9 protein-coding genes are annotated in these 8,894 nt (G+C 64.4%); all 9 read left to right on the top strand.

Annotation, left to right across the window (positions count from 1 at the left end; translation table 11 throughout):
• Positions 1-167: 167 nt before the first annotated feature.
• Entirely contained in the window at positions 168-863 is a 696-nt protein-coding gene (locus ABW22_RS14045) for a succinate dehydrogenase iron-sulfur subunit (protein WP_059758060.1), read from the top strand.
• On the top strand, positions 856-1,110 hold the full coding sequence (locus ABW22_RS14040; RefSeq protein ID WP_059758057.1) for a succinate dehydrogenase assembly factor 2: 255 nt from the start codon (positions 856-858) through the stop codon (positions 1,108-1,110). The genes ABW22_RS14045 and ABW22_RS14040 overlap by 8 nt, the downstream gene beginning before the upstream one ends.
• Positions 1,107-2,402, top strand: coding sequence for a citrate synthase (gene gltA, locus ABW22_RS14035; protein WP_059758055.1), 1,296 nt, complete (start codon positions 1,107-1,109; stop codon positions 2,400-2,402). The genes ABW22_RS14040 and gltA overlap by 4 nt, the downstream gene beginning before the upstream one ends.
• 28 nt (positions 2,403-2,430) lie before the next feature.
• Entirely contained in the window at positions 2,431-5,142 is a 2,712-nt protein-coding gene (locus ABW22_RS14030) for a 2-oxoglutarate dehydrogenase E1 component (RefSeq protein ID WP_059758052.1), read from the top strand.
• Entirely contained in the window at positions 5,132-6,280 is a 1,149-nt protein-coding gene (sucB, locus tag ABW22_RS14025) for a dihydrolipoyllysine-residue succinyltransferase (protein ID WP_059758050.1), read from the top strand. The genes ABW22_RS14030 and sucB overlap by 11 nt, the downstream gene beginning before the upstream one ends.
• 51 nt (positions 6,281-6,331) lie before the next feature.
• Positions 6,332-7,150 carry an ABC transporter ATP-binding protein gene (locus ABW22_RS14020; RefSeq protein WP_237763357.1) on the top strand — a complete coding sequence of 273 codons (819 nt, stop codon included), beginning with the start codon at positions 6,332-6,334 and terminating at the stop codon, positions 7,148-7,150.
• 157 nt (positions 7,151-7,307) lie between these two features.
• A complete protein-coding gene (locus tag ABW22_RS14015) occupies positions 7,308-7,541 on the top strand; it encodes a hypothetical protein (RefSeq protein WP_157648660.1) in 234 nt (77 codons plus the stop codon).
• 60 nt (positions 7,542-7,601) lie between these two features.
• Positions 7,602-8,390, top strand: a complete 789-nt coding sequence (locus ABW22_RS14010) for a tetratricopeptide repeat protein (protein WP_059758040.1) — start codon at positions 7,602-7,604, stop codon at positions 8,388-8,390.
• A 15-nt stretch (positions 8,391-8,405) separates the two neighbouring features.
• On the top strand, positions 8,406-8,894 hold a 489-nt coding region (locus ABW22_RS17650), incomplete at its 3' end, for a hypothetical protein (RefSeq protein WP_059758036.1).

Below are 8,894 nucleotides of genomic sequence, written 5' to 3'. Positions count from 1 at the left end.
GTCATTGCGAGCAACGCGAAACAATCCAGAATGCAGGCGGAGTTGACGGCCTATATGTCATTGCGGCCTTCATTACCTCGCATTGACAGTTTAAGCCAACGTTTCATTGGGGCACGTAGTTCTGGATTGCTTCGGCTGCGCCTCGCAATGACAAATGAGAGGCACCCATGAAATTCCGCCTCTACCGCTACCTCCCCGAGTCCGGCGCCAAGCCCTTCATGCAGGACGTCGAGCTCGACATCGAGCCTGCCGGCAAGATGCTGCTCGACGCGCTGCTGGCGATCAAGGCGCAGGACGAGACGCTGTCCTTGCGCCGCTCCTGTCGCGAGGGCGTGTGCGGGTCGGATGCGGTGAACGTCAACGGCAGGAACCGCCTGGCCTGTATCACGCCCTTGTCCGAACTGAAGCAACCGATCGAAGTGCGGCCGCTGCCGGGGCTGCCGGTGATCCGTGATCTGATCGTGGACATGGAGCCGTTTTACAAGCAGTACCGCTCGATCAAGCCGTGGCTGATCAACGACGATCCCGAGCCGGAGGTCGAGCGCCTGCAAAGCCCTGCTGACCGCGCGCTGCTCGACGGTGCCTATGAGTGCATCCTGTGCGCCTGCTGCACCACCTCGTGCCCGTCGTTCTGGTGGAACCCGGACACCTTCGTCGGCCCGGCCGGGCTGTTGCAGGCCTACCGCTTCATCGCGGATACGCGAGACGAGGCGACCGCCGCACGGCTCGATAATCTGGAAGACCCGTACCGGCTGTATCGCTGCCGCGGCATCATGAACTGCGTCGACGCCTGCCCCAAGGGGCTGAACCCGACGGCTGCGATCGGGCGCATCAAGTCGCTGCTGGTGAAGCGGCGTGTCTGACGCCTTGACCTGGCGTTGCCGGCGCGGACTGCTGGAACTGGATATCTGGCTGGGTGGCTTTTGGGCGGCGCACCGCGCTACACTTCAGCCTTGCGAGACAGCGGCGCTGGAGCGGCTGCTGGGCCTGTCGGACATGGACATCCTCGACCGGCTGCAAGGCCGCGCGCCTGCGGGCGATGCCGGACTGAAAGCGCTCATTCAACGCCTGCAACACTATCGGGCAGCAACACTTTTGGAATTGCAATGAAAAAAACCGTCACCCTCACCTTCAGCGACGGTAGCCCTTCGATTGAATTGCCGATCGAGCAGGGCACCTACGGCAAGCCGGTGATCGACATCCGCGCGCTCGGTTCGCACGGCTACTTCACCCACGATCCGGGCTTCACCGCCACCTCCAGCTGCACCTCGGCGATCACCTACATCGACGGCGACGAAGGCCTGCTGTATTACCGCGGTTATCCGATCGAGGAGCTCGCCTACCAGTCGGACTACATGGAAGTCAGTTATCTGCTGATTCATGGCGAACTGCCGACGGCCGAGCAGAAGCGGGCGTTCGAGACATCGATCCGCCATCACACCCTGCTGCACGACCAGATGGAAAACGTGTTCCGCGGCTTCCGCCGCAGCGCGCACCCGATGGCGGTGATGATCGGCGTGACCGGCGCGATGTCGGCCTTCTATCACAAGGGGCTGGACAACTTCGATCCGCAGCATCGCGAGATCGTCGCCCACCGCCTGATCGCCAAGATCCCCACGGTGGCGGCGTGGGCCTACAAGTTCAACGAGGGGCAGCCCTTCGTCTACCCGCAGAACCGGCTCTCGTATGCCGAAAACTTCATGCACATGATGTTTTCCAGCCCGTGCGAGCCCTACGAGCCGAATCCGGTGCTGGCGCGCGCGCTCGACCGCATCTTTATCCTGCACGCCGACCACGAGCAGAACGCCTCGACCTCAACGGTGCGCCTGGCCGGCTCCAGTGGCGCCAATCCCTATGCCTGCATCGCCAGCGGCATGGCCTCGCTGTGGGGGCCACTGCACGGCGGCGCCAACGAGGCGGTGCTGAAGATGCTGGAAGAAATCGATGACGTCTCGAAGATTCCCGGATTCATCAAGCGCGCCAAGGACAAATCCGATCCGTTCCGCCTGATGGGCTTCGGCCACCGCATCTACAAGAACATGGATCCGCGCGCCGCGATCATCCGCCAGACCTGCTACGAGGTGCTGGACGAACTCGGCCTGCGCGACGATCCGCAGTTCAAGATTGCGCTCGAACTCGAGCGCATCGCGCTGGAAGACGACTACTTCATTGCCAAGAAGCTCTATCCAAACGTCGACTTCTATTCCGGCATCATCTTCCGCGCCATGGGCCTTCCCACCAGCATGTTCACCGCGATCTTCGCGCTCGCCCGCACCGCGGGCTGGGTGGCGCAGTGGCACGAAATGCTGTCCGACCCCGCGCACAAGATCGGCCGTCCGCGCCAGCTCTATACCGGCTCGGCGCGGCGCGAATTCGTGCCGCTGGACCAGCGCGGGGCGTAAGCCGCAACATCCCGCCGACTGATTCTGTATGAGCGCGCCTGACTGGCACCTGACTTCGCCACTGTATGCCGGCAATGCGGCGTATCTGGAACAATTCGGCGACGACGCGCTGACGCCCTGGCTGACGCAGCCCCTGCCGGGCGCGGCGCCTGCATCGGATGCCGCGCAGGTTGCGGTGCTGCGGCTGATCAATGCCTACCGCTACCTGGGGGTGCGAAAGGCCGAACTCGACCCCCTGCGGCGTTTCGAGCCGCCGCCCACGCCCGAACTCGACCCCGAGCACTACGGGCTGACCGAGGCGGATCTGACGCGCGAATTCGAGACCGGCTCCTTGTTCGGGGTGGAGCGCACCACCCTGGCCGACATCCTGCAGCGCCTGCGCACGGCGTATTGCGGGCATGTCGGTATCGAATACATGCACATCACCGACGTCGCGCGCAAACGCTGGCTGCAGGAACGCATCGAATCGGCGCAGGGACGATTCGGGGTGTCCACCGACCTGAAAAAGAAACTGCTCAAGCGCCTGACCGATGCCGAGACGCTGGAAAAATTCCTGCACACGCGCCACGTCGGGCAGAAGCGTTTTTCGCTCGAAGGCGGCGAGAGCCTGATTCCCTTGCTCGACCAGGTGATCGAGCGCTGCGCCCGCCACGGCGCCAAGGAAGTCGTGATGGGGATGGCCCATCGCGGGCGCATCAATGTGCTGGCCAACATCATGGGACGCACCATCGAAAGCTTGTACGAAGAGCCGCGCCACGATCATTCAAATCCTGGCGGCCCCGATATCCCGCTGTCGGGCGACGTCAAGTACCACCAGGGCTTTTCCACCGATTTCGCCACGCCTTACGGCCCGGTGCACGTGGCGCTGGCCTTCAATCCCTCACATCTCGAAATCGTGCACCCGGTGGTGCGCGGCTCGGTGCGCGCGCGTCAGGACCGGCGCGGCGATGTGCTCGGCTACGAGGTGGTGCCGGTGATCCTGCACGGCGACGCCGCGCTGTCGGGGCAGGGGGTGGTGATGGAAAGCCTCAACATGTCGCAGACGCGCGGCTTCAGGAACGGCGGCGCGATCCATGTCGTGATCAACAACCAGATCGGCTTCACCACCTCAGACCCGCGCGACGTGCGCTCGACGCTGTACTGCACCGACGTCGCCAAGATGGTCGAGGCGCCGGTGCTGCACGTCAACGGCGACGACCCCGAGGCGGTGGCCTTTGCGGTGCAGACGGCGGTCGATTACCGCTACACCTTCCACAAGAACTGCTTCATCGACCTGGTGTGCTATCGCCGCCACGGCCACAACGAGCAGGACGAGCCACTCGCCACCCAGCCGCTGATGTACCGCCGCATTCAGGCGCACCCCAGCACGCGCACGCTGTATGCGCAGCGCTTGGTCGACGAAGGCGTGCTGACACAGGGGCAGGCCGATGATCTGGTCGACGACTGCCGCGAGCGGCTGGAGCACGGCGAATCGCTGAGCCCGCCCGCCTTATCCGATTTCAAGGAGACCTATAGCATGGACTGGGGCCGCTTCAAGGGCGGCCCGGCCAGCGAGGTACCGACTGCGGTGCCGGCGCAGCGCCTGGATTTTTTGGGCGAGCGCATCACCACCCTGCAGCACGAAATCGAACTTCATTCGCGGGTGCAGAAGGTGCTGGACGACCGCCGCAGGATGCGTGCGGGCGAACTGCCGCTGGACTGGGGCTACGCCGAAACGCTGGCTTACGCCAGCCTGCTCGATGCCGGCCACAACGTGCGGGTGTCAGGGCAGGATTCAGCGCGCGGCACCTTCTTCCACCGCCACGCGGTGTGGCACGACCAGAAACGCGAACGGCGCCAGAGCGGCGTCTATGTCCCGCTCGAACATATCCACAACCAGCAGGGCGACTTCACCATCATCGATTCGTTGCTGTCGGAGGAAGCCGTGCTGGCGTTCGAATACGGCTACGCCACCGCCGACCCCGACACGCTGGTGGTGTGGGAGGCGCAGTTCGGCGACTTCGCCAACGGCGCGCAGGTGGTGATCGACCAGTTCATCGCCAGCGGCGAAGCCAAATGGGGGCGGCAGTGCGGGCTGACGCTGCTGTTGCCGCATGGCTTCGAGGGACAGGGGCCGGAGCACTCCTCGGCCCGTCTCGAACGCTTCCTGCAGTTGTGCGCGCAGGACAATATCCAGGTCTGCGTGCCGACCCTGCCGGCGCAGCTGTTCCACCTGCTGCGCCGGCAGATCGTGCGCCCACAGCGCAAGCCGCTGGTGATCATGAGCCCGAAGAGCCTGTTGCGTCATCCGGCCTCCACCTCGTCGCTGGCGGATCTTGCAAGCGGCGCATTCCTGCCGGTAATCGACGATTCGCTCGAACCGCGAAATGCCAGGCGCGTGGTGGCCTGCAGCGGGCGCGTGTGGTTCGACCTCGAGGCGGCACGTGCGGCACGCGGCCTGGACGACGTTGCGCTGATTCGGGTGGAGCAACTCTATCCTTTCCCCGAAGCGGCATTCCGCGCGGTGCTGGGTGCCTATCCGCAGGCCGCCACCTTCGTCTGGGCGCAGGAGGAACCGATGAACCAGGGCGCCTGGTACCAGACCCTGCATCATCTCAACCATTGCGCGCCCGGCGGGCGGCGTTTCCATTACGCCGGACGGCCTGCCGCCGCTGCGCCGGCGTCGGGCTACCTTTCACGCCACCGGGCGGAACTGGAAGCCCTGCTGAGCGACGTGCTGGAGACCCCGTATGAAAATTGAAGTGCGTGTGCCGACCCTGTCCGATTCGGTTGCCAGCGGCACCCTGTTGCCGTGGCGCAAGCAGGTCGGCGAGACGGTATCGCGCGACGAAACTCTGGTCGACCTGGAAACCGACAAGGTGATCCTGGAAATTCCCGCGCCGGCGTCCGGCGTCCTGGTCGAACTGCGCAGGGAAGAGGGCGCGGTGGTCAAGGCCGACGAGGTGGTGGCGGTGATCGAGACCGGCGAAGGCATCGGGGCAGGGCAGGAAGCCGGTACTGCCGTCATTGCGAGCGCCGTTGCCTTTAGCCACGAGGCCGAAGGCCGTGGTGGGAAGCAATCCAGCCTGCCGGCCAAAGGTGAGGCGCCTGCAGCGGCCGTCACGCCGGCTGCCGTGACCATGGAACAAAAGGTCAGCGTGCCGCTGCCTGCAGCGCCGGCCGCGGCCGTCATCCCGCCGGGCGAAAGCCGCCGCGAGCCGATGTCGCGCCTGCGCCAGCGCGTGGCCGAACGCCTGGTCGCGGCGCAGCATACCGCCGCCATGCTCACCACCTTCAACGAGGTGAACATGCAGCCGGTGAACGAACTGCGCCAGCGCTTCAAGGTCGAGTTCGAGGTCAAGCACGGCGTCAAGCTCGGCTACATGTCGTTCTTCATGCGCGCGGTGTGCCAGGCGATGCAGCAGTTTCCTGTCGTCAACGCCGCCATTGATGGCAACGACGTCGTGTGGCAGGGCGACGTCGACATCGGCATCGCCATCTCCAGCCCGCGCGGGCTGGTGGTGCCGATCCTGCGGCGCGCGCAGACGCTGTCGTCGGCTGAAATCGAAGCGGCGATTGCCGATTTCGCCCGCCGCGCACGCGATGCCAAGCTCACCCTCGAAGACTTGAGCGGCGGTACCTTCTCCATCACCAACGGCGGCGTCTTCGGTTCGCTCTTGTCCACCCCCATCCTCAACCCGCCGCAGTCGGCCATCCTCGGCATGCACACCATCCAGGAGCGCCCGGTCGCTGAAAACGGCCAGGTGGTGATCCGCCCGATGATGTATCTGGCGCTGACCTACGACCACCGGCTGATCGACGGCCGCGACGCGGTGCAGTTTCTGGTTGCGGTGAAGGCCGCGCTGGAAGCGCCGGCCGCGTTGCTGCCGGCGCCCTGATTCCGGCGCGAACTAAACAAGATGAATTCACCTGTCCTGGAAAGCAAAGCCTTGAAGCACGCATCAGAAAACCTGGTCGAGGTCAGCGACCTGCATTTCTCGTTTGGCAGCAATGCCGTGCTCAAGGGCGTCAACCTCGCCATTCCCCGCGGCAAGGTTGTCGGCATCCTCGGCGTCAGTGGCTGCGGCAAGACCACGCTGTTGCGTCATTTCGGCGGCCAACTCAGGCCGTCGCGCGGCAGCGTGACATTTGACGGCCAGGTGGTGCACCAGCTGAACAACACCGAACTCTACGCGATGCGGCGCAAGATGGGCATGATGTTCCAGGTCAGCGGGTTGTTCACCGACCTGTCGGTGTTCGACAACATCGCCTATCCGATGCGCGAGCACACCGATCTGCCGGAAGACGTCATCCACGACCTGGTGTTGATGAAGCTCCACGCCGTCGGCCTGCGCGGCGCGCACGCCCTGCGAACCAGCGAACTCTCGGGTGGCATGGAGCGCCGCGTGGCGCTCGCCCGGGCGATCGCGCTCGACCCCATGCTGATTATGTACGACGAGCCCTTCGCCGGCCTTGACCCGATCTCGCTCAATACCATCGCCAACCTGATCCGCCGTCTCAATGACGCGCTCGGGCTGACCTCGATCGTGGTGACCTATGACGTGTCGGAATCGTTGAAGGTCGCCGACTATGTCTATTTCATCCACGACGGCGTGGTGGTGGCCGAAGGCAACGCCGCCGAGATGGTCGATTCGGCCGACCCTTTCGTGCATCAGTTCGTCCATGCCAAGCCGGATGGGCCGGTTGCCTTCCAGTATCCGAGCCGACCCTACGCGGAAGAACTGGAAATTCCCCCGGCCGCATCCTGACGAAGCCCGCCGGACAGTGCGCTGCCGGGGCACCTAGGGAAATACTGATTAATTTGATATAGCCGTCATTGCGAGCGAAGCGCGGCAATCCAGCGCATTGATTAAGCGGGCATTTCTGGATTGCCGCGTCGCTTCGCTCCTCGCAAAGGTGATCACGATGCGTGCCATTCCCTGGGCGCGCCTGGGTCTTGCCCGCACGCGGCACCTGCAAAACATGGACGAAGCCGCCGAGGATGTGCTGCGCGGCGTGATGGAACAGGCACCTGAAATGGTCGCCGCATACGACCTGCTGTCAGATGTCTGTCTGGCCAAGAAGGATGCCCCCGCTGCCCAGGAAGCGCTCGAACAGGGTGTCGCCATTTCTGCCAGGACGATTCGCCGGCAACAGTAACTGGGGAAAATCGCCCACACCAACGGCGATCTGGAAACCGCCCGCACCGCCTTTTCCAATGTGCTGGAAAAGGGGCTTCATTTCGTTTTCGTCACGCCCAGCGACTTCGGCAACCTGTGCCGGGTGCAGCTGGAACAGGGTGATGTGCAGGGCGCTGCTGCCACCCTGAAGAAGAACAAAACCACCCTGCAGGCCAGCCCGGAAGGGCGATTGGTGATGGCGGTCACGCAGGGGATGGTGCAGATCAGGAGCGGCAAGCTGAAGGACGCCGCGAAAGCCGTGGAAGAAGCCATGGCACTGCGTGCCGGTGAAACGCGCGGCGATGCCAGTTTGCAGCTGGACATGGCCGACGCCTGCATGGCAGGCGGCCGCCACGACGAGGCCGACGGCATCGTCGCCGAGGTGGCGCGCAATGCCCACGACAGCGAGGCATTGCTGGCCAAGGCCCGAAAACTCTACGATGAAGCCGGACGAACCGAGGCCTGCGCCAAACTCTACGATGAAGCCGAACGAACCGAGGCCGGCACTGCCGTGCTTGCCCTGGCGACCGCCGACGTGCGCAAGCTCAACAACGAGGGCGTGGTGCTGGCGCAGCGGGGTGATTTCCGCACCGCGGTCGACAAGTTGCAGACGGCGTGCGCCGAAGCGCCCCACAACCCGCGCATCATGATGAACGCCGTATGGGTGATTCTCAAATACATCGACCAGGCCGGCATGGACGAAAAGATGATCGAGGCCGCCAGGCGCCATCTGGAAGAGGCGGAACGCCAGGGCCCAGGCCACACGCGCATTGCGGGCCTGCGCCTGCACCTGAAAGACGTGGAAAGCCGTTTCGGCATCCAGAGATAGGGGATAGGGCACTGCATGAAATTCAAAGGCACCGACCTGTATGCCGCGCTGATCCATGAACTGAAGAACGATCTCGGCCTGCTGTCGATGACCATCGACGGCATTCCTCAGCAGGGCGAGACGGAACACGACGCCACAGTCGACGCGGCGCGGCTGCTGTGTCAGGGCGTGGTCGACCGGCTGCAGCAGGCGCTGCAGATTTACAAGGCGATCGACCAGTCGATCCGCCCGGCCATCGATGCCTGGTCGCCGCATGATGCGGTGCGCGAAATCCGGGACCGGGCGGCGGCGCTCTCGCGCGGCCGCATCCGGGTCGAGGCGGCGCTGGCGCCGGACGTGCCGGAAATCTGGTTCTTCGACCGCGACCTGGTTGAAATGGCCCTGATCAACGCCATCCACAATTCTCTTGCCCACGCGCGTTCGGTCCTGCGAATCGAAGCAAGCATGACTGACGGCTGCCTCGCCCTGACGGTACGCGACGACTCGGCAGGAGGCTATCCGGAA

The sequence above is a fragment of the Thiobacillus denitrificans genome (assembly GCF_001530125.1).
GTDB classification, from domain to species: Bacteria; Pseudomonadota; Gammaproteobacteria; order Burkholderiales; family Thiobacillaceae; genus Thiobacillus; species Thiobacillus denitrificans_C.
The sequence above is the reverse complement of the archived record's forward strand: the minus strand, read 5'-3'. Positions and strand labels throughout refer to the sequence as shown.

Coding starts and splice junctions, on each gene's coding strand:
- sucB (WP_059758050.1), top strand. CDS start 5,132: ATGAAAATTGAAGTGCGTGTGCCGACCCTGTCCGATTCGGTTGCCAGC.
- gltA (WP_059758055.1), top strand. CDS start 1,107: ATGAAAAAAACCGTCACCCTCACCTTCAGCGACGGTAGCCCTTCGATT.
- ABW22_RS14045 (WP_059758060.1), top strand. CDS start 168: ATGAAATTCCGCCTCTACCGCTACCTCCCCGAGTCCGGCGCCAAGCCC.
- ABW22_RS14015 (WP_157648660.1), top strand. CDS start 7,308: ATGCGTGCCATTCCCTGGGCGCGCCTGGGTCTTGCCCGCACGCGGCAC.
- ABW22_RS14030 (WP_059758052.1), top strand. CDS start 2,431: ATGAGCGCGCCTGACTGGCACCTGACTTCGCCACTGTATGCCGGCAAT.